Below are 24,214 nucleotides of genomic sequence, written 5' to 3'. Positions count from 1 at the left end.
GGATCTGCGCCCGCCCTGACATCCTGGTTCCGCAAGGCATTTTCTTGAAGGACCACCGGGAGTAGGGTGAGCCGCACGGCAACCGGCCGGATGACGTTTCTTGGGGGAACCGATGGCTTCATGGCGGGAAACCGCAGATCAGACAGCGCAGGATGATGTGGATTGCCTGCTCAGTGCTGCCCTTCCATTTGCCGTTCGCTGTCTCTCTGCCTACGGGGAGCTGTATCCGTTCGCGGCAGCGATAAAGGAAGACGGCGACCAGGTATACCTTGCCACGGAAGCAATGTTGGCCGATCAGCACCTACCGGCCACGTCCGTGATCGCGGAGTGCTACGACGCACTCGCCGCGCAGCGGGAGGACCTACGGGCCGCCGTCGTTGTTTCAGACGTCCGGCTTGCGGGGATGGGCGGTGACGCCATGCATTTTGCCTTGGAACACTCAGCCGGCTTTGCTCTGGGACTGGTTCAGCCATACCTCCTGGTTCCAGGCAGGGACGTAAGCCTTGGACGAATGTCCTTGGTGGCAGGGGACCGCGTCACCTGGCCGGAGAATGCGGCTTAGCCCAGCAGCGTGTCCGCGAGGTCATCCGTGGGGGTGTCCGGCGTTGAGGATTCCTCCGATTCTTCTGACGGAGCCTCTCGTGGCTTGGTAACCACCACCATCACGATGGAGCTGCCGAGCAGGCCAAGAGCCCACCAGGGGAACCCGGGGTCCAGCGCCTGGCTGGGAACCGCTTGCGCGGAGTCACCCGAAGGGGGGTCGATGCGCTGTCCGCGGACCAGTAGGCGGTGGCTGTTGATGCCTTTGGGCGTGCACGTGACCAAGGTGATCAAATCCTTGCCGGGGACCTTTCGGAGTGCGTCGGTGTCCTCCGGGAGCACTTTCAGGATTTGATCGACTTTGTAGTAGATGGTTTCTCCGAGCACGGTCACAGAGAAGACGTCGCCTTCCACAACTTTGTCCAAATTGTCGAAAAGCGTGGCGTTGACGAAACCGGAGTGGGCGGTGAGGACACTATGCGTGTCAGGCCCGCCCACCGGAAGCCCGGACCCGAAGAGGTGTCCGGCGCCCTTGGACAGGGTTTCGTCATCCGTGTCGTGGAAGATGGGCAGGTCTGCGTGGATGGAGGGAATGCTGATGCGTCCCATCATGCCTTCGGGGCCGACGTCGAGCAGTTTCTTATACGCCTCGGAGCCTGCGCCAACCACTGTCTGCTCGCCGTTTTCATTCAGTGAGTAGGGATCACGGAGTGGTCCTGAAGGCAGTTCCTTGTTGAACTGTCGTGCCTCATCCAGAAGGGCTTCCTGCGCGGACGGCGACAGGCTTTCCACGGTGTTCACGTAGCCGCTGATCTCCGTGGCGTGGACGCGGTCCGAGAACCAGGCGGCAGCAGTGGGATACAGAAGGATCCCGACGCCCAACATCGCGGCCGCCACGATGAGGATTCGCTGTGTGCTCCACGTGTCGCGGAGGGTCCGCCGCGCCCGCGGCTTGGAGGTTTGAGGCTTTGACATGAAGATCCTGGGGAGGGTTGTGCTCTGGGGAAGCAAAGTGGGGAAGAGCGCTTAACCGGCGTTCTTCCCCACTTTGGTGTTCAGGCTGGGGACCCACGGTCCTCAGTTACTAGCTGTTATTGGTGCTCCGGCGTGAACGAACCAGCAGGAGAGCCGCGCCGACGACAAGGAGTGCGCCAGCGGCATACAGGACACCGGTACCGACGCCACCGGTCAGCGGCAGCTGGAAGCCGCCGTTGGACGGGATGTTCTTGACCTGCAGGTCAACGCCGACGGCGGTGGAAGCCTGGTTGATCAGGAAGGAGATCGGCTCAGCGAGCAGTTCATATCCTGCCGGGGCGGTGGTTTCAACCAGGTAGTAGGTCCGGTAATCGGCGGAGCCCGGAGCTACAGCAGCGCCGTTGGCCCAGTCCGAGTAACGCAGGCCGGTCAGGGTCAGCGTGCCGTCAGCGGCCACGGTGAACGTGGTCTTGCCGCCGAGGTTGATGGGGTTGGTGCCTGCCTTGGCGTCAGCCTGGTTGGCGTACACCGAGAAGGAAGCGCCGGACAGGGCTGCCCCGTTCTGGTCGACCTTCTGGAGAGTCAGGGCACCCCACTTGGTGACGACCGGGGGAGTGACGATGGGGCCGCCGGGCTGGCCCGGGGTCCCGGTGAAGCTACCCGCATTGGGGTAGACCACAGCGACGTTTTCGATTTCACCGATGGTGTTGACGGTGGTGTTGACAACAACCTGAACGCTGGTGGTGTTGTGGGCTGCGAGGATCAGGCGGCCTGCGGGGGTGAACACAACCGAGACGGTGTTGGTGGCAGCGTCGAAAGCAACGGTGTAATCGGTCCCGTTGGTGATGACGGTTCCGTCAACCAGAGTGGCGGTAGCGCCGACGTAGGTCAGTTTGGAATCAAGCTTATCCGTGACCTTGTAACCGTCGATGACGGCCTCGTTGGGGATGTCACCTGTGATGGTGAAGTTGACCTGGTCGCCGAACTTGACCGCGGGGGCATCGGTGACGGTCTTCTGTGCACCGGTCACGGAGTTTTTCGGGTAGACGTTGACGTCGTAGATCCAGTTGTTCTTGTTGTTCGGGTCCGTCAACGGCACGGAAACCAAGAACGGAGCTGACGGCGTTACGCCGGCAGGGTAGTTGGTTTCAGTGACGAGGTAGAGGCCCAGCGGCAGGGTGCCGAATGCCGCGGTTCCCGCGGCGTCGGTGGTCTTGGCCTGAGCCGTGCCCAAGGTGTAGCCGGCGCTGGTGATGGAGCCCGTGGGGTTGGACGGGGTAAAGGAACTGCTCAGGTTGTTTGCTTTGTCCCAGCCAGCGTTGGTGGAGAGGTCGATGGTGTTGACCTGCTGGATGGTGAACTGGATTCCTGCCAACGGCTTGAGGCCGGTGGTGTCAACAGCCGTGCCATTGTTGGGGAGTCCGGTGGGCGTGGAAGGGCGCTCAAACTTGTGGACGGTGATTGAGCCGGTCTTGGTGTTGTCAACCAGTGGTGCCGCCGTTGCGGGAGCCACGGAGAAGGAGATTGCCAACACCGCCCCGGCAATGGTGGCGGCGGCGGTCTTCCAAAGACGCCGGGAGCTGTGATTACTCACTTTTTCCTCTTTCTTGTGATGGTGCGATGCTCGGGAGCGAACATTCCGGGGTGGTGGCCACGCCTATCTGCGGCGGGCCGTGATTGAAGTCATGCTGAGTTGTGGATTCGGGTGCGGCGCAGGTTCCGGTAAGCCAGGGCGACGGCGACCAGAAGCAGGGACGCTCCGCCCGCAGTGAAGGGCCACCACCCAATCCCTCCTGATTCCGGCAGTTTCAGGGCCGGCACGTCCCGGACGGTTACCAGGTAGATGCCGTTGGCGTCGGTATCGCTCGCTGTAACGACACCGGATCCGCTGCCTTGGCCCAGCGTCACGGAACCGTTGGCAGCCACCGTGAACTGCACGGCCTCCGCCAGCAGGCTGAATCCCTTCGGGGCAGCTGTTTCTTCCAGCCAATAGACGCCTGGCTCGATGCCTTCGAGTTGGAACTGCCCGGTCTGGGCCGCGATGGGTGACACCGTGTAGCTGTTGATGACGGTGCCGGGAGCCCCGGCCGCGTCATTGAAGATGGCCCACGTGGAACCAGACATCGGCAGCCACGTTCCAGCGGATGACTCGCCGACTTTCTCGATGAGGATCTTGGCTGGGGTGTGGTGCGTGGTGGAGCACTCAGGTGCCAAGGGGGTGCTGCCAGTGGCGCATCGGGCCGGGGTGACGCTGCCTGACCCGGTGGCGAAGTTGACCAGCTGGGAGCTCCAGGCATCCTGCTTGACGGTCACCTTGTAGGTGAGAGTGGCGACCTGCCCGGCAGGAAGCGTGAACGGTTGTGTCGTCAGGGTGGTCGAAGGCGCTACCGGGTTTGCTACCGGCACCGGGGCGGCCGTACCGATGGTCAGGACAGCGGAGCCGGGAACAAAGGTTGCCTGGTCCAGGACATCGGCCAGGTTATCGGTGAGGACGACGTTGTTGATTTGCCCGCGGTTGCTGGTGGCGGTCACGGTGTACGTGATCGTGTCGCCGGGCTTCACGGACGGGTTGTCGGAGGTGGTTCCGTTGACGGTGGCCGTCTTAGCGATGGTCCACTGCGGATCTACCGGAGTGGTCACGGTCGCTGAACAGCCCACGCCGGGTGAAGGCGGGCAGGCGGTGTCGACTGTGGGAACGTTGGTGGTCGAACCCGCAACGGGAATGGGGCCGCCGCCCGGCATGTTCGGCACGGCTGTCGTCGCGGCCGGAACAATCGTGGCTGTATTGGAAATGGTTCCCGTTGTGCCGGGTGCCACGGTTCCCTTGACGGTGTATGTCAGGGTTCCGCCGATGTTGATCCGAACCGTGCCGGAGATGCTGCCGGTGCCGTTGGGCGCATTGCAGGCTGTGGGACCGGCCGGCGGCAGGTTCGAGGTTCCTGCTGCCGTCACGGCACAGGTCCACGCAGCGCCGGTTATGGAAGCGGGCAGGGGATCAGTAAACACGGCGTTGACGGCATCGCTGGGCCCATTGTTGTGGACAACAACGGTGTACGTGATGGGCTGGCCCGGGATGTATGCCGTCAGGTTGACGCTCTTGGTGATGGACAGGTCAACCACGGGAAGAACCGTAAGGGGCGCGGTTCCTGGGGAGTACAGCCCCGTGATGGTGGGGAAGTTGTTGGTGCAGTTGGGAACGGCGGAGCCGTTGTTGGCCACGCATCCGGAGTTGTTGTAAACGCCGGGGGTGTTGCTGGTGACCGTCACCGTAATGGTGCAGGAAGCGCTGCCCTGAGCCAGGTTTCCGGTCACATCGACGGTGCGGCCCGAGACGGTTCCGGCTGTGCGCACACAGGTGCCACCGAGCGAGCCAACAGCCGTCAGGCCGGTGGGGAGCGTATCAACGAAGTGCCAGCCGTTCTTGGCCATCAAGTCGCTGGTGTTGGTCACCGTGTAGGTCAAGGTGGTGTTTTGACCTTGGTACATGCTCGTCGGGTTGAACGCCTTGTCCAGTTGCGGCGTGACGTCAACCAATTGCGGGAGATCGAAGCCGACGTCGTTGCCGTTGCCGTTGGCGGTCAGGTTCCGCACCCGGATGCCCAGGGTGGGCGTGGTGCCGGTGACCGGTACCTGGATGGCCCCGGACTGGAGCTTCGCGATGCTGAAATCGGTTGCGTTGATGGTGATGGTCTGGCGGCTGGGGTCCGTGCAGGGGTCCAAGTTGGTGCCGACCACCGTGGCCACGCCGTTGACCAGGATGGAGAACTCCTGGCGGGCGTGGTTGGAGAAGCAATTTGTTTCGCCAAAGATGCCGGAGACCGCGTAGAAATGGCCGGCAATGGTGGGGATGCTGTTCTTGGTTGTTTGAAGCTGCAGGCCTGCGGTTTGGATGCCAGTGGTGCTGTTCGTGTACTCGCTGAGGATCTGGTTCTGGGCAGCCTGGGCGTCGGTCATGCCCTGGTACTTGCCCATGGCGAAGGCCATGTTGCCCAAAATAGTGAAGGCGCTGTTGCGCGCGCACTGGTCGTTCGTCAGGATGTTCAGGAGGCCGCCGTTGGTTGGCACGGGCGTACCTTGCCGCAGGATCCAGCCGTTACACGCCTGTGCCCCCGGAAGCCATGCCGCATCTGCCGTGTATTGCTCGTTACCCGCGGCAGTCCCGCCGGCATAGGAACCGAGGGGGATGGGGGCTGCGGCTGCGTTCTGGTTGGAAAAGTCTTCGCTGTAGATGAGGCTGCCCGGTTGGGTGACCCCGGGCGAGCCAGGGGCCGCCGACGCGGGCACGGACGGGTTGACCACTCCGTACGCTGTCATCCCTACAAGGACGAGAAGCAGGCAGGCAAGGAAGCCAAGCACCGCATGCGCAGTCTCACCACCCCGCCTGCCCCGAACGCGAGCATGTGTGTGCTCCGATTGCTTCCGCATACGATTCCTTTTCCCTGGCACCCTCGCCGGGCGCGCTTCTGGGAGCCGCCCGAATTTTCTTTCTGAGGGGTAGGTAGGGCGGGGTGGGGAATCGTGATGCAGTAATAAATGTGACCTTGGTCACAGGTGAGAGAGGTCGGTTTGACCCCCGCCGGGACCTAATCGCTTCCGGCGGCCTTACGCGCCCGATACGCCGCAACATGGGCGCGGTTGGCGCAATTGCCCGTATCGCAGTAGAGCTTGGAGCGGTTGCGGCTAAGGTCCAGCACGGCAGCGTCGCAGTCCTCTGCTGCGCACACCCGCATCCGCTCCATTTCCTTGCTGCGGATCACATCAATGATGGCCATGGCGGCCTCGGTCCCCATTCGGTCGGCCAGGGGAGCTTCCGGGGTGGTGGCGTGGAGGTGCCAATCCCAATGGTCATGCTTCACCAGTTGGGGGAGTGCTTTGGCGTCGGTGAGAAGCTTGTTGACGGACTTGGCCGCCGTGTCTTCGTCGGAACTCCAGAGTGCAGCCAACTCGCTCCGGAGCCGTTTGATGCTGCTCAGTTCCGCGGGTGAGTTGGTGCGGGAGCCCGTGAATTCTTCGGCGTCCAGGAACGCGTCGAGGTCCTCCAATGTAGCCAGCGCTTCTTCACCGTTGGCCGCGGTATTGATCAGATTGACGACGCTACGCAGGGCAACCTCGGTGTCAGGCGCAAAAAGCACTTTGACTCCTTACAAGGCTCGGGAGTACTGTCATGACCATAAGCCCACTTTACTCCTGACAGGAGGCTGCTGTGTCAGCTCCAACGACGAAGGCTGATGCAAAGGGATTCCTGGCATCAGGACTCGGCATCGCGCTCTTTTCTTCCGCCGTTTTCGGTACATCCGGATCGTTCGCGAAATCCATGCTGGAGACCGGATGGTCACCCGGGGCCGCGGTTGCCGTGCGACTGACCGGCGCCGCCCTGATCCTGGTGATTCCCGCCGTCGTGGTTCTTCGCGGCCGTTGGCACCAACTCAAGGACAACTGGCTCACCATCCTGCTTTTCGGGCTTATCGGAGTCGCAGGCTGCCAGCTCTTCTATTTCAACGCCGTTGCCCGCCTGTCCGTGGGGGTGGCCCTGCTGCTTGAGTACCTTGCCCCGGTGATGATCGTGCTGTGGTTGTGGATCGCCAGCCGACGACGCCCGCGCGCCCTCACTGCTGCGGGCGCCTTGTTGTCGTTGGGTGGCCTGGTTCTGGTACTCGACCTGACGGGTTCTGTGAAGGTGGACTTTATTGGTGTCCTCTGGGGCATGGCCGCCGCTGTTTGCCTGGTGATCTATTTCTTTATTACCGCCAAGGAAAATGAAACACTCCCGCCGCTGGTACTCGCTTCAGGCGGGCTCCTGGTCGGGGCCATTGTGATGTGGCTGGTGGGCCTTTCTGGAGTACTCCCCATGACCTTCAGTGCTGCGGACACCACCCTGGGACCGTGGACCACGCCTTGGTGGGTGTCCGCCGTGGGCCTCATCATCCTGGCCACGGTGCTCGCGTATGTTTCCGGCATCATGGCCGCCCGCAGCCTCGGGTCCAAGGTGGCGTCCTTCGTGTCCCTGACAGAAGTGCTGTTCGCCGTGATTTGGGCCTGGCTGCTTCTGGGGGAGCTCCCCGGGCCAGTCCAGTTGCTGGGGGGAGTCCTCATTGTGGGCGGGGTAGTGCTGGTCCGCGTGGACGAGTTGCGTGGTGACCGCAGGGCGACCCGCGCACAGTTGCCGTCCGTCCTGGACCATCCGAACGACGTCGAAGCTGTTCCCTCCGGATCGGTCACCGAGTCGCCACGGAACTAACCGGAAGCACGTCGGCTTAAGAGCAAAAGGCCCGGACGCGTATGCGTCCGGGCCATTCTCCAACTGTCTTAGTTGGAAGCCTGCTGCTGCTGCTCAGCGTTCTTCTGAGCGCGATCGCCGGCTTCGCGAAGTGCGTCGGCAACCTTCTTCAGGTTCGAAGCGTGCTGGCTGTCCCACTCACCGCGGAACTTGTCAGCGTCCGGGCCCTTCCAGTCGGTGCCGTCAAGGGCACCCTTGAGCTGGGAACGCTGCTGCTCGATGTGCTCAGCACCGGCCTTCAGCTTGTTACCGAGCTGACGAAGCTGATCAACATCTGCACCCCAAATAGCCATGAGATTCTCCTTCATTGTTCGGACCCGAGCTCTTCGGCATCCCCAGCGGCCTCCGGCTCATCCGGAAGATCCAATAGCTAAAACCTATCCCGGCAATCGCAAACCCGTCGATGGGCACCCCTCCCCATGCAGCACTGCCCATAGTTAGCATGGGGTTATGTGCCGCAACATCAGGACCCTCCATAACTTTGAACCGCATGCCACGACCGCTGAAGTGGAGGCCGCAGCGCTGCAGTATGTGCGCAAAATCAGCGGATCCACCAAGCCGTCCAAAGACAACGAGGAAGCCTTCGCCGAGGCCGTCCACGAGATCGCGCACATTACGCAACATCTCCTGGACTCCCTGGTGAGCCACGCCCCGGCGAAGAACCGTGACGAGGAAGCAGCCAAGGCCAGGGCCAGGGCAGCGATCCGCTTCGGCACCGCGTAGGTCTGGTTTCCGGCTGCCTGTCTTGGGCTACTTGCCGAAGGACCGCAGCCGCAGCGAGTTGGCCACGACCAGCACCGAGCTGGCGGCCATGGCCGCGCCGGCAATCATCGGGTTCAGGAAGCCCAGCGCTGCCACCGGGATGCCGATCGCGTTGTAGAAGAAGGCCCAGAACAGGTTGGTCTTGATGGTGGACAGGGTCTTGCGCGAGAGCTCGATGGCCTGAACCAGTTGGCCAAGGTCGCTTCCCATCACCGTCAGGTCAGAGGCCTCAATGGCGACGTCAGTCCCTGAGCCCATGGCGATTCCCAGGTCAGACTGCGCCAGGGCTGCAGCGTCATTGACGCCGTCCCCGGCCATGGCCACTGTTGCCCCCGACTCCTGGAGCTTACGAACGGCCTCGACCTTGCCCTGGGGCAGCACTCCCGCGTAAACGTCGTCAGGTGAAATTCCGACGGCGGCAGCCACCTGCGCGGCTACGGCAGCGTTATCGCCGGTCAACAGAATGGGGCGGATGCCCAACTCCTTCAATCTCAGGATGGCTGCGGCCGAGCCCGGCTTGATGGTGTCGCTCAAGCTCACAATTCCGGCAGGCTGTCCATCCACTGCGACCCAAATTGCGGTGGCGCCGCCGTTTTCCTCGGCCAGCAGGACTTCCCGCTGATTCGAGTCGAGGGAGATGCCGTTCTCCTCGAGCCAGCCCGAGCGCCCAACCACCACCGTCCGGGTGGTGCCGTCGAGACCCACGGTTCCCCGGACTCCGCCGCCGGGAGCGGAACTGAAGCCGTCAACGCGTGGAAGTGCGCCGGCGTCGGACATTGCCTCCTTGGCTGCGGAGGCGATCGCATGGGCGATCGGGTGCTCGGACGCTGACTCAACTGCCCCCGCCAACGTGAGGATCGTTTCATGGGAGTAGCCATTCAGGGCCACAGTGTGGTCCACGGAGAGCTTGCCACTGGTGACGGTGCCTGTCTTATCCAGCAGGATGGTGTCTACATGCCGGGTGTCTTCAAGAACCTGCGGGCCTTTGATCAGGATGCCAAGCTGGGCGCCGCGACCCGTTCCGGTCAGGAGGCCCACTGGTGTGGCCAAGCCCAAAGCGCAAGGGCAGGCGATGACCAGGACGGCAACAGCGGCGGTGAAAGCTGCGTTGAGGTCGCCGGTGAAGAACAGCCACAGAAGGAATGTCACCAAGGCGATGACGAGGACAATCGGCACGAAGACCGAGCTGATCCTGTCGGCGAGCCTGGCTATGGGAGCCTTGCCCGTCTGAGCCTGGCTGACCAGGCGTCCCATCTGCGCCAGTGTCGTATCTGAGCCGACGCGCGTGGCCCGGACCAACAAGCGCCCTGATGTGTTGATCGTTGCGCCGGTTACTGCGCTTCCGGGCCCCACCTCGACCGGCACGGATTCCCCGGTCACCAGTGAAGCGTCAACGGCCGATGCGCCATCTGTGACAACGCCATCGGTGGCAATTTTCTCGCCGGGACGGACGACGATGACGTCACCCACAAGAAGCTGGTCCGCGGGTATCTTTTGCTCCCGGCCGTTGACAAGGATGGTTGCGTCCTTGGCGCCAAGATTCAGGAGTGCTTTCAGGGCATCGCCGGCTTTTGCTTTGGCGTTGGCCTCAAGGTACCGGCCCAGGAGCAGGAATGAGGTGACCACTGCCGCGACTTCGAAGTAAAGTCCCCCGTCCGACATGCTTTCCATGCCGGGGTGTTCGGTCATCCGCGGGTCAGCGAACAGCTGCCAGGCCGAGTACAGGTATGCGGCGATGACACCGATGGAAACCAAGGTGTCCATGGTGGAAGCGAAGTGCCGGGCGTTGATGGCTGCGGCCCTATGGAAGGGCCAAGCCGCCCAACTCACCACCGGCAGTGCCAGGGCTCCGACTACCCAACCCCAGTTGGCAAACTGAAGGGCGGGGATCATTGAGATCGCGAAGACGGGAATGGTCAGCACCGTGGCAACGATCAGGCGCGGGCGGAGCGTTGAGGCGGACGGACCATGCTCCATGTGGTTTTCGTGGGTGTCGTGATCCTCGGTGTGGGTATGGGTATGGGTATGGGTATGGCTATGCGGGACCGGAGCCTGCCTGATGGTGGCTTTGTAGCCCGTTGCGTTGACCGTGTCCACGATTTGCTGATCCGTCACGTCGGGAGGGACGGTTACGTGGGCCGATTCGAGGGGCAGGTTGACGGTGGCCTCGACGCCTTCGAGCTTCCCCAGTTTTCGTTCCACCCGGTTGACGCACGAGGCGCAGGTCATGCCCTCGATGTCCAGTTCGATAACCCGGGGTGCGGGTTGGTTGAAAGTCTCCTGGTGACTCAAAAGGGACTCCTAAGCTTCGTTGGCTACCACCAGGTAGCCGGCTTCTGCCACGGCCTCGCCTATTTCAGACGGCGAGAGCTCCTTGGTTGATGTGATGGTCACGGTGGACAATCCGCCGGGGTTGAGGTCAACGGCCACGTTTTCGACGCCGTTGAGCGACTCGAGTTCTTCGCTCACGCTTGAGACGCAGTGGCCGCAGGTCATGCCGGATACGTTGACGTTGGTCTGGATGGTCTGGCTCATGGTGCTCTCCCTGGTGACGAGTTGGATGGGATGGTGTTTGGTGCCGGAGTTACCGCAGCAGGCGCCCGATGGCATCGGTGGCTTCCTTTACCTTGGCGTCGATCTGTTCGGCCCTGGTTTCGGGGTTTGGCTCGGAGGCGGCACCGACGACGCAGTGGCCGATGTGCTCCTCTACAAGCCCGAGGCTGACCGCATGGAGGGCCTTGGTGGCAGCGGCTACCTGGGTGAGGATGTCAATGCAGTATTTGTCCTCCTCAACCATGCGTGCGATACCGCGGACTTGCCCCTCAATCCTTTTCAAGCGTTTGAGGTACGCGTCCTTATTGCTGGTGTACCCGTGAGGTGCCACAGTTTCCAGATCCGCCTCGATGACGGGCTCATCCGGATGGCTCATTGTCAGATCTGGGGTGCTCATAAATCGAACCTATACCCATAGGGGGTATCGGGTCAAGTACCCCCAGGGGGTATAAGTGACGAAATCGGATTAAGGCTCTACGCGCTGGCCCCATGGGCAAAGGACTAGACCAACTACCTCGTTAGGTATAGACCAAAAAGCCCAAAATTTGGATTCTTGTTTTGCAATGCAAACCATTCGGTAAATGTGCTTCCGCCCACACGCTGGCGTTCATAGTGTTTGGTCTCATAGCCGCGGAGGGGGAAGTCCCGCGGAACCCAACTTTCTCCATGGAGGACACTTGAAACTCGCACGCTCCGCCGCGGCAATCGCCTTCGCAGCGCTCGCACTGACCGCCTGCGCTCCACCCACCTCGAACAACGCTGCATCAAGCTCGGACGAGCGGACCGGCACCGTCCGTGTCTGGCTGTTCTCCGAGGTCAACCAGGATCCCAAGTCCGCCGTAGTGAAGGAAGCCGTCACTGAGTTCGAAGCGGCACACAATGGTGCCAAGATCGACGTCCAGTACATCCCAGTGGACAGCCGCGCCGAACGGTTCAAGGCCGCGTTCAATGATCCTTCCAGCGCGCCGGATGTCGCCGAGTTCGGCAACACGGACCTGGCCAGCTATGTCGCCTCCGGCGGCTTGGCGGATGTCACGGAGGACATCAAGTCCTGGGATGAGGCCAAGGACCTTGACCAAAAGATCCTGGACACCACCGAAATCGACGGCAAGAACTATGGAGTTCCGTGGTTCGTCGGCGTCCGTGCCCTCTATTACCGCACGGATCTCCTGCAGCAGCTCGGCCTTCAGGTACCTAAGACCTTGGATGAGGTCGAAACCGTTGCCCGCGCAATCCGGGCAGCCAATCCGGACCTGCTGGGAATCTCCGTAGGTGGAGCCGCGCAGTTCTCCGCCATGCCGTACCTGTGGGCCAATGGCGGCGAGATCGCCTCCAAGGAAGGCGACAAGTTCGTCTCAAAGTTGGACTCCGCTGCATCCCGCGAAGGTGTTGCCGCTTATGCCCGCCTCCTCAAGGACGACATCTGCCCGGCCCAGACCTGCGCGGAGTTCGGCGGTAATGCCAGCGTCCAGCAGTTCATCGCCGGCAAGTCCGCAATGACCATCGGCGGCGACTTCAACTACAAGGCCGTTGCCGCCAGCGCCATTAAGGACAAGTTCGCCGTCGTTCCGGTTCCCGGCAAGACGGCTGGCTCCATCGCCCCGGCGTTCGCCGGTGGCAACAATCTGGGCGTCTTCAACAGCAGCGAACGGCGCACGCTCGCCGCCGACTTCGTGAAGCTGCTCGCCAGCAAGAAGTACCAGCAGAAGATGTTCGACTCCATGGGCAACCTCCCCACGTTCAGCGACGTCCAGAAATCAGTGGCGGAGAACAACAAGCAGGTTGAACCGTTCATCAACACCCTGGGCGCGGGCACCAAGTTTGTCCCGGTCACGGAGAACTGGTCCACGATCGATGCCCAGGGTGTCTTCACCGGCATGTACCAGAAGGTCGTGACGGGCAAGGCTGACGTCAACACCGCTACCACCGAGGCTGCATCAGCCATGAATACGGCATTCGGGTCAAAGTAATGCGCTGCACCCCATCACATCCCGGAGGCGCAGCATGACAGCGCTCACCCCGGTCCTGCCCGATGCGCCCCAGGGCGGTACACCGGAAAAAGGATCGACGACGGCGGCACGCAAGTCCCAGCGTTTCTCCAACGGAAAGCGTGGGCTGGAGCCTTGGCTCTACCTGGCCCCGGCCTTCATTGTCCTGATCGCACTGCTGGGCTATCCGATCTTCCAGCTGATCAACGTCTCGCTGTACGACTACCGCCAAGCCCAGGTCAGCGGCAAAGCACCACTGAACTTCGTTGGCCTCGGGAACTACCAGAAGCTCTTCGCTGATCCGCAGTTCTGGACCGTCCTGGGCAACACCGTGGTGTTCGCTACCGCCTGCGTGGTCTTCACGTTGTTGGTGGGCAGTTCGCTGGCTGTGCTGGCAACAAGGTTGCGTCCCTGGGTCCGTTCGATGCTTTTCGTAGTGTCGCTCGGGGCCTGGGCCACCCCTGCAGTTACGGGCAGTGCCGTGTGGTTGTTCCTGTTCGAGCCCACTCTCGGCTTGGTCAACAAGACGCTGGTCTCGATCGGCCTGACGCAGTTCCAGGGCTACTCGTGGACGTACGACAAATGGTCGGCTTTCGGACTCGTGGCCAGCGAAGTGGTGTGGTGCTCGTTCCCGTTCGTCCTTGTCACTGTCTACGCGGGCATCCAGGCAATCCCCGCCGAGGTCATTGAGGCTGCCAGGATCGATGGTGCTTCCATGCCGCGCATTGCCCGCAGCATCATGCTCCCGATGCTGCGTCCGATCGTGATCGTGGTGACCATCCAGTCCATCATCTGGAACTTCAAGATCTTCTCGCAGATCTACATCATGACCAACGGTGGTGGCATTGCAGGCCAGAACCTGGTGCTCAACGTCTACGGCTACCAGCAGGCGTTCGCGGCGAGCCTCTATGGCCTCGGCTCCGCGCTCGGCGTGATCATGACCGCGTTGCTCATGGTCATCACGCTCGTTTACCTCCGCATCCTCAAGCGAACAGGAGAGGCCCTGTGACCGCCGTCGACATTTCATCGCCCGCACGCCGAAATACCAAGGCCGGCGCCCCGCAGAAGCTGCGCAAGCAGGGCAAACGCCGTTTCGGCGCCGATGCGGCCGCGATCGTCATCGCGTTGATCGTCGCCTTCCCGCTGTTTTGGATGGTGCTGTCCGCGTTGAAGCCCAAGACAGCGCTCGACGCCGGCGATGCAGCTCCGTACACGCTGGAACCGTCGCTGGACTCGTTCGGGCGCGTCCTTGGTGTGAACAATTTTGGCCAGTACTTCCTGAACAGCGTGATCGTGGCCTTGGTGGTTGTGGTGCTCTCCACCATCCTCGCGTTCCTCGCGGCTGTGGCGTTGACCCGCTACAACTTCAAGATGCGCACCAAGCTGCTGATCATCATCCTGGTCTCACAGATGGTGCCTGTTGAAGCCCTGACGATTCCGCTGTTCTTCCTGCTGCGCAACGCCGGCGAGGCCATCCCGTTGGTTGGCCTGAACCAGCTGGGTTCGCTGGTCCTTGTCCACGTCGGTTTCAGTATTCCGTTCGCCATCTGGATGCTGCGCGGTTTCGTGGCCGCTGTTCCGCTGGAAGTTGAAGAGGCGGCCCGCTTGGACGGCGCCAGCAGCTTCCGGTTTGTCCGCTCCATCCTGTTCCCCCTGGTGGCGCCGGGTGTGGTGGCGTGTTCGGTGTTCTCGTTCATTTCCACGTGGAACGACTTCCTCTTCGCCAAGACCTTCATCATTTCCGCGCAGGAGAACCAGACGCTGCCCATGGCACTGCTGACGTTCTTCAAGCCGGACCAAAACGATTGGGGAGCCATCATGGCCGGCTCGGTCATCATGACCATTCCTGTACTGATCTTCTTCGTATCGGTCCAGCGCAAGTTGGTATCCGGCTTGGCTGGGGCGGTGAAGGGATGAGTGCGGTTCATCAGTTGGTCCCTGCGCCGTGGTCTTTCTCCGTGGGGACAGGCGAACTGGTGCTCGACGCCGGTACCACTTTGGGTGCCGACCCGGAACTGAGCGGCGCAAGGCGTTGGCTCTCCCGGGCTTTGGGGGCAGCGACCGGCTGGGACGTGGCGCCTGCACCCACCCAGAGCGCGTCCATTCGACTCCTGCTTGACCCCGCACTCGACGCCGAGGCGTACCGCCTGGAGGTGGGCGGCGCCGTCGTGATTTCCGCGGGCGGGGCCGCTGGCGCCTTCTATGCTGCTCAAACCCTCCTGCAGCTGATGGGGCCGGCAGCCTTGCGCCAGGCCCCGGTTGCTCCTGCCGAAGCGTGGCCACTGCCGCGGGTACAGGTGGAGGACAAGCCACGCTTCGGTTACCGCGGGACCATGTTGGACGTCGCACGGCACTTCATGCCCAAGGACAACCTGCTGCGGTTCATCGAGGTGATGGCTGCTCACAAGTTGAACATCCTGCACCTTCACCTGACGGATGACCAAGGGTGGCGGATTCAGATCAACCGCTATCCAAAGCTGACTGAGACGGGTGCTTGGCGCCGCGAGTCGTCGCTGGGATCCTGGCGTGCCGGTGTTTTCGACGGCCGTCCGCACGGCGGTTTCTATACGCAGGATGACCTCCGTGAGATCGTGGCTTTCGCCGCTGACAGGCACATCACGGTCATTCCGGAGATCGATGTTCCGGGGCACAGCCAAGCCGCGATCGCTGCGTACCCGGAGCTTGGGGCGGGCCCGGCCGAGGGTTCAGCGCCTGTGGAGGTGTGGACGCGCTGGGGTATCAACGAGACGGTGCTGGAAGTTTCTGAGACCTCGCTGGAGTTCTACCGCAACGTCCTCGACGAAGTGGTGGACATCTTCCCCTCACCGTGGATAAGCCTTGGCGGAGACGAAGTGCCGCTCACCCAATGGCAAGCCAGCGCGCAGGCGCAAGCCAAGGCTGCCGCGTTGGGCCTGGAGGATGTTTCGGGCCTGCACAGCTGGTTCGTCGGGCAGCTCGCATTGCACCTGCAAAACCATGGCCGCGCCACCTCGGTCTGGGATGAAATCGGCGACGGCGGACTGCCGGACGGCGCACTCGTGGCGTCCTGGCGGGGATACGAGGGCGGGATTGATGCCCTCCGCAAGGGCTATGACGTAGTGATGTGCCCTGAGCACAAGCTGTACCTGGACCACCGGCAAGCCGATGGCGACGACGAGCCGGTGCCCGTTGGTTTTGTGACGACGCTGCAGGCCGTCTATGAGTTCGAGCCGCTGCCCGGAGTTGGGAACGAGGACCTCCCCGGCCGCCTGCTGGGAGCGCAAGCCAACATCTGGACCGAGCATCTGGACTCACCGCGCCGCGTGCAGTTCGCAGCGTTTCCCCGCCTTAGCGCCATCGCCGAAGTGTTCTGGTCCAACCCGGAAAACCGGGACTACGATGAGTTCCTGAACCGGCTCACAGGTGCACACCTCGCACGGCTCGAGGCCATGGGTGTGGAGTACCGTCCTTTGGAGGGCCCCGCGCCATGGCAGAAGCGCCCTGGTGTTGAGGGCTGGAAACGCGATTACGACGCAGAGCAGCTCGTGAGGAACTGAGTGACTACTGAAGGCAAAGAGATCCGCAACTCCTCGGCCTCGCTGCGCAAGGCACTGGCCCTGCTGACGGTGGTGGCCGAGGAGCCCGGCAACGGTGATGGCCTTGCGTTGGTGGAGCTTGCCCGGCTATCCGGCTTGAATAAGAGCACCTTGCTGCGTTTGGCCGCTCCGCTGCTCGAGGAAAACCTGTTGGAGCGTGACCATGAGACGGGCAAGTTCCGGCTGGGCCACGGCTGCCTCCGCCTGGGGCAGTCCTACCTTGACCGGGTTGACCTGCGCAGCGTTGCCAACGGAGAACTCCGCGCCCTCATGCGTGCCACGGAAAGCACCTGCCATCTGGTGGTGCTTTCCGGGCACGACGTTGTCTATCTGGACAAGGTGGAGGATGAGGCCACCGTTCGCATGGCGTCGAGGGTGGGGGCCACCATGCCGGCGTATTGCACCGCCGTCGGGAAGGCCATGCTGGCGTTCAGTCCAGAGGAGGTGGTGGGTCCCATCCTCGCGGGGGATTTGGTGCCGCTCACGGATAAGACCATCACCGATCCGGCCCTGTTGCGTGCCGACTTCGAAGCGATAAGGCGCCGGGGCTACTCTGTTGATGACCGTGAGAACGAGCCGGAGGTCCGCTGCGTCGCAGCCCCCATCTTTGGCCATGATGACCACGTAGTCGCCGCTTTGTCGGTGTCTTCCTTGTCGTCACGCATGACCGCCAAGCGCGTACGTGAAGTGGGACCGATGGCCGCCGAAACAAGCCTTCGCATTTCCGCGAAACTGGGTTCCCGCAGGGCAAGCGCAAAGCTGGCGAAGCTCGCATGACACTGGATCCCGCAGCGTATTTCCGGGCAAAGCTGCAGTGCGAGATTGACGTCATGGATGTCGCCGAAGCCCCACCGGGATCGCTGGTTGTCGTGGACACCCGCCGCCGATCTTCCTGGGACCACGGACATATTCCGGGTGCGGTACATATCCCGACAGCCCAGGTCCCGGAGCTGGCAGCCGAGCTGATCCCGACGGATTCGCTTGTGGTTGTGTACTCCTGGGGTCCCGGATGCAACGGCAGTACCTTCGCAGCACTCGCCTTCGCCGAACTCGGTTACTTCGTGAAGGAAATGATCGGTGGCATCGAGTACTGGGTCCGGAATGGACTGCCGGTGGAAACGGACGCGGGGATTCATCCCAGTGAGCCCGACCCAAGGGTGACTGCACACCAAAGCTGAGCGCCCAGGGCGAAACTTCAGCCCTTCTTCAGTTCCTGGGCAAGCATCACCAGAATGCCGCTGGGCCCGCGGAGATAGGTGAGTTTGTAGACGTCCCCGTACGTGGCCACGCCCCGCAGCGGAGTGCATCCGTGCTTGGCGGCTACTTCCAGGGCTTGGTCGATGTCGTCAACGGAGAAGGCCACCCGATGCATCCCGATCTCGTTCGGCAGCGTCGGTTCTGTTTCGATCGCATCCGGATGGATGTACTCGAAGAGTTCCAGTTGTCCCTCGCCGTCCGGCGTTTGGAGCACCGCGATTTTCGCGTGGTTGCCGTCAAGTCCGACGGCGGTATCAGCCCACTCACCGCTGACCGTGTCACGGCCGACCACCGAAAGGCCGAGGTCCGTGAAGAAGGCGATGGTTTCTTCGATATCCCGAACCGCAATACCGACGTTTTCAAGTTTGATGGCCATAGGTCGAAGCTACCAACGCACTGCGACTAGCTCCAGCGCTTTAGCGTGTGCGCTCGCGGGTCACGCCGAAGGGGACCGCGTCGCTCACGGAGATGCTGAAGTGCCCAGGGTCCAGGCGAGTCACCAGAATGCCTTGGCGGCTCAGTGTGGCCATCGGCTGTAGCTTCTCGATGGCGGCCTCAAGCATGCTTTCGATCTGTGATGCGGTATCAACCCGGACTTCGACCGAAGCGTCATTGGCGTTATTCATGGGGCACCTTTCTTGGGACGGTGGTGCAGGCGGGCAGTGGAGCCCGGCGGGGATCGGATTTCCACGGAGGCCACTGGAGAGCCGGCCCGGACCGAGGTCCGGACCGGCGGCCTGTGGGTAAAGCGGAGCTAGTTCCGTTCGGCCGGGGTATGGATAGCGCAGATGGTGCCGGCTGGGATGTGGGCGATTCCGTCCACTGTTTCCCCCGAGAGGAGGTTGAGCCCGGTCGCCGGATATTCAGCATCTGTGTCAGCGTGATTGATGAGGAACGTGAAAGCTCCTTTCTCTGAGCTGCGTGATGCAATCTCCAACCCGGCAGGAGGCTGTGCTCCCAGTTCGATCCCCGCAGCCCGCACGGCGTCCAGTACGACGTCGGCGAGGTGACCGCCGTCGAGCTTTGTGGAGACATACCAAGCCAGCCCCTTGCCGAATGCGTTACGGGTAATGGCCGGGCCGGAGGCCGCTGGGCCATCAACGTAGCGGCTCAGGACCGAAGCGGTGACGGGACGGATTTCCTCAGACCAGACCGATCCCCTGGCGCCGTTCTCCAGGGTCACGATTTCCGACTTCCGAAGCGGAAGGAATTCGTGGATCTCGAGTCCAAGGACATCGCGGAGCCCACCTGGGGAAGCTCCGGAGGGGAGGGTGTCATTGACGTTCACGATCCCGGAAAAGTAGGAAACCATAAGATGGCCGCCGTCACCAACGTAGCGGCTCAGGTTGGCAGCGGCCTTGTCTCCCACCAAGTAGAGCGCCGGGGCCAGGACCAGGTCGTAGGCGGAGAGGTCTGCTTCGGGGTGGGCGAAGTCGACACTGATGCCACGGTTCCACAGCACTGAGTAGAAGGACTCAATCCGTTCGCGATGGTCGAGGTCGCTACTGGGGCGCCATTCAAGGTCCTGCGCCCAGAACGATTCGACGTCCCAAAGGATGGCCACCCTCGAGGACACGGTGGAGCCTTTGACCGGTGCGAGCTTTCGGAGGTCATCTCCCAAGTCCAACACCTCCCGCCAAATGCGGGTCCCTGTTCCGGCGTGCGGAAGCATGGCTGAGTGGAATTTCTCCGCGCCGTAGCGTGACGCACGGAACTGGAAGAACATCACAGCGTCCGCGCCGCGGGCCAGATGGGAAAGGCTGTTGCGGGCAAGCTCGCCGTGGCGCTTGGCGATGTTCCTGCCCTGCCAGTTCACCGCACCAGTGGAATGCTCCATCAGCATCCATGGCCGGTTGCCTGCCAATGAGCGGGTGAGGTCGGCGTCCATCGCGAGGAGGACGTGATTGTCCGTGCGCTGGGCAACGAGGTAGTGGTCGTTCGCAACGATGTCCACTTCTTTGGCCCATGCCCAGTAGTTGGGGGACAGGCAGTTGGTTGCCATGAAGTTGGTAGTCACCGGCAGGTCCGGTGTGTACTTCTTGATGACATCCCGCTCGGCAACGAAGCACTGCAGCATGGCGTCCGAAGTGAAACGGTGGAAGTCCAGGCGCTGGGTCTGGTTGCTGACGCTGGCTGAAAGCCGTGGAGCATCAATTTCGTCCCATTCCCCGTACTTCTGACCCCAGAAGAGGGTGCCCCACGCTTGATTGAGTGCATCCAGGGTCCCGTACCGGTTGCGAAGCCAGTCGCGGAAGGCCAAAACGGACTGCTCATCGTAGGAGTCGCTGACGGGTGCGCCGTATTCGTTGTGGACATGCCAGAGAACCAGGGCGGGGTGGGAGGCGTACCGGCGCGCGAGCTGTTCGGTGATGTTGGTGGCGGCGCGGCGGTACTCCGGCGAGCTGGGACTGGCCATGCCTCGCGATCCGATACCCAAGGTCACCCCTTCCCGGGTCACGGGCCGTGCCTGTGGGTACTTCTTCCAGAACCAGGCAGGGGGTGCTGCGGTGGGGGTGCCAAGGTCCACGCTGATCCCCGCATCGGCGAGCATGTCCATGAGGTGGTCCAGCCACTCAAAGTCGTATTCGCCCTCACGAGGTTCCAGGAGGACCCAGGAGAAGATGCCGACGCTGACCAGGTTGATCCCGGCCTCTTTCATCAGCGCGATGTCCTCCGTCCAGACCTCGCGGGGCCATTGCTCGGGGTTGTAGTCCCCGCCGTAGCAAAGGCCTGCCGGGCGCTGGAGCCAAGGCGCCGCCGCGCGTTGGACGGCGGGGGCCTGCAGGACGTCTGTCATCGAGTGATCTCCTTAGAACTGTGTGCGCTCCCAGTAATATCACAGACAAATTCTGTGCACCACAGAGAAAACATTGTTGACATGGATCACAATGCTGTGAATTACTGGAACCGCTCACAGTCATGCGACTCCAGTTCGGATGAGCGGTGAAACCAGTCAGACCCATTCAGCTTTTCGACAAGGAGGACGAAATGCGCAAGTCATTTCGTGCAGGCGCCGTAGCCATGCTCGCAGCGGCCACTATGCTCGCCGCAGGATGTTCCGGAGGATCCACCGCCGGCAACCAGGAATCTGCTGCCAGCGACCCCAACCAGAAGGTGGAATTGACCTACTGGGCCTGGGCCCCGAACCTGGACAAGGTGGTGGAGCTTTGGAATGAGAAGAACCCCAACATCCACGTGACCGTCAACAAGCAGGACGGCGGCGACCCGGCCGTCACCAAGCTGCTCACCGCCGTCAAAGCAGGCAGCGGGGCTCCGGACCTCATCCAAGCCGAATACCAGAAGATCCCCACATTGGTGGCAGCAGATGCGCTCGCCGACCTTTCGGGTACTGCCGCGAACGAAACCAAGAGCCACTTCCCCGAAGGCGTATGGAACTCCGTGACCCTGGGCGGCGAGGCGCTGTACTCGGTTCCGCAGGACACCGGTCCGATGGTCTTCTACTACCGTGCTGACATCTTCGAGAAGCTGGGCATCGCAGTCCCCGCTACGTGGGAAGAGTACGCTGCAGCCGCCAAAGCTGTTCACGCAGCCGACCCCGAGGCCTACCTGGGAACGTTCTCGTCCAACGACGCCGGCTGGTTCACCGGCATGGCACAACAGGCTGGAGCTTCCTGGTGGGGCGTTGAGGGCGACGCCTGGAACGTCAAAATTGCCGAAGAACCCACCCAGAAGGTGGCAGGCTACTGGGGTGGCCTCGTAGAAGAGGGCATCATCGACAACAAGCCCATGTACACACCGGAGTGGAACACTGCGCTCAACACCGGCAAGCAGGTTGGCTGGCTGAGCGCAGCGTGGGGTCCGGGTGTTCTTTCAGGCAACGCGGGTGCCACGGCGGGCAAGTGGAAAGCAGCGCCCATGCCGCAATGGGATGCATCCAAGCCATCCACAGGGAACTGGGGTGGCTCGTCAACAGCGGTCACCTCGCAATCCAAGAACCTGGACGCCGCGGCCAAGTTCGCCACTTGGCTCAACACTGATCCCGAGGCCGTTAAGGCCTTGGTCAAGGAGACAGGGATCTATCCCGCGGACACTGCGGGCGCCGAATCTTCGCTCACTGAGGCCCCTGCCTTCTTCTCCAACCAGCCGGATTTCTACAAGGTGGTGGGCGAGGCTGCGCAGAACGTGGGTTCCTTCACCTACGGCCCCAACGTCAACGTTGCCTACAACGCCTACAACGACCAGTTCGCCAAGGCCGCCCAGTCGAAGCAGAAGAGTGCTTTCCTGGATGCCGTCGCCAAGATGCAGCAGGTCACCGTCGAGGACCTGAAGAAGACCGGCTTCACCGTCAAGTAGCCGCCTCAGCTGCGGGAGGACGGACAAACGTCCTCCCGCAGCAACGCTCGTCAACCTCTTCGAAAACAAGGAAGTGCACCCGTGGCAATGACCGCAACCAAGCCCGGTCCGGCGGCCGGCAGAACATCCGAAACCCCCAGGCGGGCCAAGAATTTCAAGTCCCGGGTGCTCATCCCATACGCGATGCTCGCCCCGGGCATCGTCCTGTTCCTTGTCTTTATGGCAGCGCCCATCATCTACACGCTGGTGCTCAGCTTCCAGAAAAAGAAAGTCAGCGGCCTGGGCCTCGGGAAAGGTTCGCAGAGTACGGCTTTCGCCGGCCTGGACAATTACGTCGGTGCTCTGACGGATCCTGAGTTCCTGGGAAGTGTTCTTCGTGTCCTGACCTACGGGCTCATCCTTATTCCCTTGATGCTCGGCTTTGCCTTGCTATTCGCGCTCCTTCTCGATTCCCGCCGCACCAGGGCAGGTAGCTTCTCTCGCACGGCGATCTTCCTGCCGTACGCGGTCCCGGCAGTGATCAGCTCGCTCCTGTGGGGTTTCCTTTACCTGCCCGGTGTCAGCCCTTTCCACTTCCTGGCCCGCCAATTCGGCATGGAACTGCCCTCGCTGCTGGATCCCAACCTGGTCACGTTCGCCATCTGCAACATCGCCCTGTGGGGCGGCGTGGGCTTCAACATGATTGTCATGTACACCTCGCTCAAGGCAGTTCCCAGCGAAATCTATGAGGCGGCCAAGCTGGACGGCTGCTCTGAAATCCAGACCGCCATCAGGATCAAAATCCCCATCATTGCCCCTTCCCTTGTGATGACCGCGCTGTTCTCGATGATCGCAACGCTCCAAGTCTTCGCCGAGCCCACCACGCTGCGTCCGCTGGCCAACAGCCTTTCCACGAGTTGGTCCCCGCTGATGCTCGTTTACCGTGATGCGTTCACACGGAACGATGTCTTCTCAGCTGCCGCCACCAGCATCGTGATTGCCCTGGCAACCTTCATCATTTCCTTCCTGTTCCTGCGCATTGTGCAGAAGCGGGCCTTTGGACAGGAGAACTGACCATGACTGCCCTGGCTACGCCCCCGAAAAGCCGCCGCGCCCTTGCCACGCCCGGCAGGGCGGAGTACGCCAAGGAAAAGCCGAGCTATCTGTCCACCGGCATCCTGATCCTTGGTGCGCTCTACTGCCTGTTCCCCGTGGTCTGGGTGGTGGCTGCCGCCAGCAAGGACGGCACCGAACTGTTCTCCACCTTCACATTGGCGCCCAGTACGCATCTCTGGGACAACATTGTGGAGCTCACCGGATACCGCGACGGCCTGTTCTGGCGCTGGATGCTCAACACTGCCCTCTACGCGGGCGTCGGAGCCATCGTGTCAACGTGGGTGTCGGCGCTATCGGGCTACGTCCTGGCCAAATACGACTTTCCCGGCAAATCCGGGGTCTTCAAGGTCCTGCTCATGGGTGTGCTGGTCCCGGGCGTGATCCTGGCCATCCCGCAGTACCTGATGCTCGCCCAGGCCGGGCTCACCAATACTTACTGGTCGGTGCTCCTCCCCCAGATCATCAGCCCTTACGGCATCTACCTGGCCCGCATCTACGCTGCTGCTTCGGTTCCGGGCGATGTCATCGAGGCCGCGCGGACAGAGGGTGCCAAGGAAATGTACATATTCAACCGCATAGCCGTCCCCATGATGCTCCCGGGCCTGGTTACCATCTTCCTGTTCCAATTCGTGGCGATCTGGAACAACTTCATGCTGCCGTACATCATGCTTGGCGACGACCACCTGTTTCCCATCACGGTTGGGCTTAACGGGCTGCTGAACCAGGGGGCCTCCGCGCCCGCGCTCTATACCTTGGTTCTTGCGGGTGCCCTGCTATCCATCGTTCCGTTGGTGATCATGTTCCTTCTCCTGCAACGCTATTGGAAGGTGGATCTTGCCGCTGGCGCCGTGAAGGCCTAGCGATAGGTAGGCTGTGGT

General features: G+C 62.1%; 23 protein-coding genes. 12 read left to right on the top strand and 11 right to left on the bottom strand.

Going from position 1 to position 24,214, the window contains the following annotated elements; all coding sequences use genetic code 11:
• Positions 1–112: 112 nt before the first annotated feature.
• Entirely contained in the window at positions 113–562 is a 450-nt protein-coding gene (locus NEK97_RS10530) for a hypothetical protein (RefSeq protein ID WP_257369879.1), read from the top strand.
• Here NEK97_RS10530 and NEK97_RS10525 read toward each other — a convergent pair.
• The 4 genes from NEK97_RS10525 to NEK97_RS10510 form a co-directional block, all read right to left on the bottom strand.
• Positions 559–1,515 carry a class C sortase gene (locus tag NEK97_RS10525; protein WP_257369878.1) on the bottom strand — a complete coding sequence of 319 codons (957 nt, stop codon included), beginning with the start codon at positions 1,513–1,515 and terminating at the stop codon, positions 559–561. The two genes, NEK97_RS10530 and NEK97_RS10525, sit on opposite strands and share 4 nt — an antisense overlap.
• Positions 1,516–1,624: 109 nt before the next feature.
• Complete coding sequence (locus tag NEK97_RS10520) at positions 1,625–3,109, bottom strand: SpaH/EbpB family LPXTG-anchored major pilin (RefSeq protein WP_257369877.1); 1,485 nt, start codon at positions 3,107–3,109, stop codon at positions 1,625–1,627.
• A gap of 89 nt (positions 3,110–3,198) precedes the next feature.
• Positions 3,199–5,829, bottom strand: a complete 2,631-nt coding sequence (locus NEK97_RS10515) for a SpaA isopeptide-forming pilin-related protein (protein WP_257369876.1) — start codon at positions 5,827–5,829, stop codon at positions 3,199–3,201.
• A 269-nt stretch (positions 5,830–6,098) separates the two neighbouring features.
• Positions 6,099–6,647: a CGNR zinc finger domain-containing protein gene (locus NEK97_RS10510; protein WP_257369875.1), complete on the bottom strand. Its 549-nt coding sequence runs from the start codon at positions 6,645–6,647 to the stop codon at positions 6,099–6,101.
• A 71-nt stretch (positions 6,648–6,718) separates the two neighbouring features.
• Between NEK97_RS10510 and NEK97_RS10505 the strand changes: the two genes are divergently transcribed.
• Complete coding sequence (locus tag NEK97_RS10505) at positions 6,719–7,753, top strand: DMT family transporter (protein WP_257369874.1); 1,035 nt, start codon at positions 6,719–6,721, stop codon at positions 7,751–7,753.
• A gap of 68 nt (positions 7,754–7,821) precedes the next feature.
• On the opposite strand, the gene NEK97_RS10500 is transcribed toward NEK97_RS10505, so the two are convergent.
• Positions 7,822–8,085, bottom strand: a complete 264-nt coding sequence (locus tag NEK97_RS10500; protein WP_018779397.1) for a WXG100 family type VII secretion target — start codon at positions 8,083–8,085, stop codon at positions 7,822–7,824.
• A gap of 157 nt (positions 8,086–8,242) precedes the next feature.
• On the opposite strand from NEK97_RS10500, the gene NEK97_RS10495 reads away from it, so the two are divergent.
• On the top strand, positions 8,243–8,515 hold the full coding sequence (locus NEK97_RS10495) for a DUF2277 domain-containing protein (protein ID WP_257369872.1): 273 nt from the start codon (positions 8,243–8,245) through the stop codon (positions 8,513–8,515).
• A 27-nt stretch (positions 8,516–8,542) separates the two neighbouring features.
• Here NEK97_RS10495 and NEK97_RS10490 read toward each other — a convergent pair whose 3' ends face one another.
• From NEK97_RS10490 to NEK97_RS10480, 3 genes are read right to left on the bottom strand one after another with little or no spacing between them, the layout of a single operon-like run.
• Positions 8,543–10,846: a cation-translocating P-type ATPase gene (locus NEK97_RS10490; RefSeq protein ID WP_257369871.1), complete on the bottom strand. Its 2,304-nt coding sequence runs from the start codon at positions 10,844–10,846 to the stop codon at positions 8,543–8,545.
• 9 nt (positions 10,847–10,855) lie between these two features.
• Positions 10,856–11,089 carry a heavy-metal-associated domain-containing protein gene (locus tag NEK97_RS10485; RefSeq protein ID WP_026541102.1) on the bottom strand — a complete coding sequence of 78 codons (234 nt, stop codon included), beginning with the start codon at positions 11,087–11,089 and terminating at the stop codon, positions 10,856–10,858.
• A 49-nt stretch (positions 11,090–11,138) separates the two neighbouring features.
• Entirely contained in the window at positions 11,139–11,504 is a 366-nt protein-coding gene (locus tag NEK97_RS10480) for a metal-sensitive transcriptional regulator (protein ID WP_257369870.1), read from the bottom strand.
• Between the two features lie 280 nt (positions 11,505–11,784).
• Here NEK97_RS10480 and NEK97_RS10475 point away from each other — a divergent pair, with 280 nt between their 5' ends.
• From NEK97_RS10475 to NEK97_RS10450, 6 genes are read left to right on the top strand one after another with little or no spacing between them, the layout of a single operon-like run.
• Positions 11,785–13,077, top strand: coding sequence for an extracellular solute-binding protein (locus NEK97_RS10475; protein ID WP_257369868.1), 1,293 nt, complete (start codon positions 11,785–11,787; stop codon positions 13,075–13,077).
• A 34-nt stretch (positions 13,078–13,111) separates the two neighbouring features.
• A complete protein-coding gene (locus tag NEK97_RS10470) occupies positions 13,112–14,104 on the top strand; it encodes a carbohydrate ABC transporter permease (RefSeq protein ID WP_257369867.1) in 993 nt (330 codons plus the stop codon).
• Positions 14,101–15,012, top strand: a complete 912-nt coding sequence (locus NEK97_RS10465) for a carbohydrate ABC transporter permease (RefSeq protein WP_257369866.1) — start codon at positions 14,101–14,103, stop codon at positions 15,010–15,012. The genes NEK97_RS10470 and NEK97_RS10465 overlap by 4 nt, the downstream gene beginning before the upstream one ends.
• Positions 15,009–16,631, top strand: a complete 1,623-nt coding sequence (locus NEK97_RS10460) for a beta-N-acetylhexosaminidase (RefSeq protein WP_257369864.1) — start codon at positions 15,009–15,011, stop codon at positions 16,629–16,631. The genes NEK97_RS10465 and NEK97_RS10460 overlap by 4 nt, the downstream gene beginning before the upstream one ends.
• A complete protein-coding gene (locus tag NEK97_RS10455) occupies positions 16,632–17,447 on the top strand; it encodes an IclR family transcriptional regulator (RefSeq protein WP_257369863.1) in 816 nt (271 codons plus the stop codon).
• Positions 17,444–17,848 carry a rhodanese-like domain-containing protein gene (locus tag NEK97_RS10450; protein WP_257369861.1) on the top strand — a complete coding sequence of 135 codons (405 nt, stop codon included), beginning with the start codon at positions 17,444–17,446 and terminating at the stop codon, positions 17,846–17,848. Before NEK97_RS10455 ends, NEK97_RS10450 begins: the two co-directional genes overlap by 4 nt.
• A gap of 17 nt (positions 17,849–17,865) precedes the next feature.
• On the opposite strand, the gene NEK97_RS10445 is transcribed toward NEK97_RS10450, so the two are convergent.
• The 3 genes from NEK97_RS10445 to NEK97_RS10435 form a co-directional block, all read right to left on the bottom strand.
• The gene (locus NEK97_RS10445) at positions 17,866–18,303 is read right to left on the bottom strand and encodes a VOC family protein (protein ID WP_257369860.1); all 438 of its coding nucleotides are present in this window, start codon (positions 18,301–18,303) and stop codon (positions 17,866–17,868) included.
• Positions 18,304–18,343: 40 nt separating this feature from the next.
• Positions 18,344–18,553 carry a hypothetical protein gene (locus tag NEK97_RS10440; RefSeq protein WP_257369858.1) on the bottom strand — a complete coding sequence of 70 codons (210 nt, stop codon included), beginning with the start codon at positions 18,551–18,553 and terminating at the stop codon, positions 18,344–18,346.
• Between the two features lie 128 nt (positions 18,554–18,681).
• A complete protein-coding gene (locus NEK97_RS10435) occupies positions 18,682–20,724 on the bottom strand; it encodes a beta-galactosidase (RefSeq protein WP_257369857.1) in 2,043 nt (680 codons plus the stop codon).
• A 191-nt stretch (positions 20,725–20,915) separates the two neighbouring features.
• On the opposite strand from NEK97_RS10435, the gene NEK97_RS10430 reads away from it, so the two are divergent.
• From NEK97_RS10430 to NEK97_RS10420, 3 genes are all read left to right on the top strand, one after another.
• Positions 20,916–22,241, top strand: a complete 1,326-nt coding sequence (locus tag NEK97_RS10430) for an ABC transporter substrate-binding protein (protein ID WP_257369856.1) — start codon at positions 20,916–20,918, stop codon at positions 22,239–22,241.
• 87 nt (positions 22,242–22,328) lie between these two features.
• Positions 22,329–23,294: a carbohydrate ABC transporter permease gene (locus NEK97_RS10425; protein WP_257370072.1), complete on the top strand. Its 966-nt coding sequence runs from the start codon at positions 22,329–22,331 to the stop codon at positions 23,292–23,294.
• A 2-nt stretch (positions 23,295–23,296) separates the two neighbouring features.
• Positions 23,297–24,196, top strand: coding sequence for a carbohydrate ABC transporter permease (locus tag NEK97_RS10420; RefSeq protein WP_257369855.1), 900 nt, complete (start codon positions 23,297–23,299; stop codon positions 24,194–24,196).
• Positions 24,197–24,214 lie beyond the last annotated feature (18 nt).

The organism is Paenarthrobacter sp. UW852, assembly GCF_024608385.1.
Taxonomy (GTDB): domain Bacteria; phylum Actinomycetota; class Actinomycetes; order Actinomycetales; family Micrococcaceae; genus Arthrobacter.
The sequence above is the reverse complement of the archived record's forward strand: the minus strand, read 5'-3'. Positions and strand labels throughout refer to the sequence as shown.

Coding starts and splice junctions, on each gene's coding strand:
- NEK97_RS10470 (WP_257369867.1), top strand. CDS start 13,112: ATGACAGCGCTCACCCCGGTCCTGCCCGATGCGCCCCAGGGCGGTACA.
- NEK97_RS10435 (WP_257369857.1), bottom strand. CDS start 20,724: ATGACAGACGTCCTGCAGGCCCCCGCCGTCCAACGCGCGGCGGCGCCT.
- NEK97_RS10480 (WP_257369870.1), bottom strand. CDS start 11,504: ATGAGCACCCCAGATCTGACAATGAGCCATCCGGATGAGCCCGTCATC.
- NEK97_RS10485 (WP_026541102.1), bottom strand. CDS start 11,089: ATGAGCCAGACCATCCAGACCAACGTCAACGTATCCGGCATGACCTGC.
- NEK97_RS10515 (WP_257369876.1), bottom strand. CDS start 5,829: ATGACAGCGTACGGAGTGGTCAACCCGTCCGTGCCCGCGTCGGCGGCC.
- NEK97_RS10425 (WP_257370072.1), top strand. CDS start 22,329: ATGACCGCAACCAAGCCCGGTCCGGCGGCCGGCAGAACATCCGAAACC.
- NEK97_RS10445 (WP_257369860.1), bottom strand. CDS start 18,303: ATGGCCATCAAACTTGAAAACGTCGGTATTGCGGTTCGGGATATCGAA.
- NEK97_RS10530 (WP_257369879.1), top strand. CDS start 113: ATGGCTTCATGGCGGGAAACCGCAGATCAGACAGCGCAGGATGATGTG.
- NEK97_RS10495 (WP_257369872.1), top strand. CDS start 8,243: ATGTGCCGCAACATCAGGACCCTCCATAACTTTGAACCGCATGCCACG.
- NEK97_RS10420 (WP_257369855.1), top strand. CDS start 23,297: ATGACTGCCCTGGCTACGCCCCCGAAAAGCCGCCGCGCCCTTGCCACG.
- NEK97_RS10430 (WP_257369856.1), top strand. CDS start 20,916: ATGCGCAAGTCATTTCGTGCAGGCGCCGTAGCCATGCTCGCAGCGGCC.
- NEK97_RS10460 (WP_257369864.1), top strand. CDS start 15,009: ATGAGTGCGGTTCATCAGTTGGTCCCTGCGCCGTGGTCTTTCTCCGTG.
- NEK97_RS10450 (WP_257369861.1), top strand. CDS start 17,444: ATGACACTGGATCCCGCAGCGTATTTCCGGGCAAAGCTGCAGTGCGAG.
- NEK97_RS10440 (WP_257369858.1), bottom strand. CDS start 18,553: ATGAATAACGCCAATGACGCTTCGGTCGAAGTCCGGGTTGATACCGCA.
- NEK97_RS10500 (WP_018779397.1), bottom strand. CDS start 8,085: ATGGCTATTTGGGGTGCAGATGTTGATCAGCTTCGTCAGCTCGGTAAC.
- NEK97_RS10525 (WP_257369878.1), bottom strand. CDS start 1,515: ATGTCAAAGCCTCAAACCTCCAAGCCGCGGGCGCGGCGGACCCTCCGC.